Source organism: Psychrobacter sp. 1U2, assembly GCF_051847575.1.
The window spans coordinates 1-622 of the sequence record NZ_JBPYDC010001343.1; the positions used below are offsets into that span (position 1 = coordinate 1).

The 622-nt window shown below is 41.8% G+C and carries 1 protein-coding gene; it reads right to left on the reverse strand.

Annotated features, from left to right (window positions below):
* Positions 1–529, reverse strand: a 529-nt coding sequence (locus ACS8FD_RS21990) for a cytochrome C assembly family protein (RefSeq protein ID WP_439277432.1), incomplete at its 3' end; no start/stop codon positions are given.
* Between the last annotated feature and the right edge of the window lie 93 nt (positions 530–622).

Sequence of the window (622 nt, forward strand, 5' to 3'; positions counted from 1 at the left end):
TGATAAAGCCTACCAATATCATATCGAACAATAGGCTTTCCATGCTTTGTAGAGGCGGTAGTTTGTTCACCCAAAAGCGATGAATGGTGTGGTGTTTAAGTTCACGGATCTGCAGACGTAAAAATAGCGCTTGTAGGGCAGCCATTAGCAGGACACAATAGGCGGCCAGTGACAATAAAATATGTGCTTCAAGTCCGATGCTTACATCAGTTAACGGTTGATAGGGTGCGCGGCCAACATAGCCTATCGTCATGCCGATAAGTGCCGACGGCGCCGCTAAAATACCGAGACTAAGAATAGGGCGATACAGGCAAAAGAGTACGTAAAAGAATAAGAAAAATAGACTGATGAGACTGATTATATTAAATAGGTTAAAATTTAATCCATATAACGTAACGACATACGGGTACAATAGCGCGGCATGGGCAAGCATACCAACGGTTAATAAACCTAGGCTTAAACCCTTATGTATAAGGTGATTTTTTGTCAGTGCCCAACTGATATGGATACTGACCAATATATAAGCCATACTGGCAACGATAAACACAAGGTGCACTGGTAAAAAACCTCATCCCATAATGAGCGCAAAATCGCCGCTCAATTTATTGCTAAAGTGGTATTA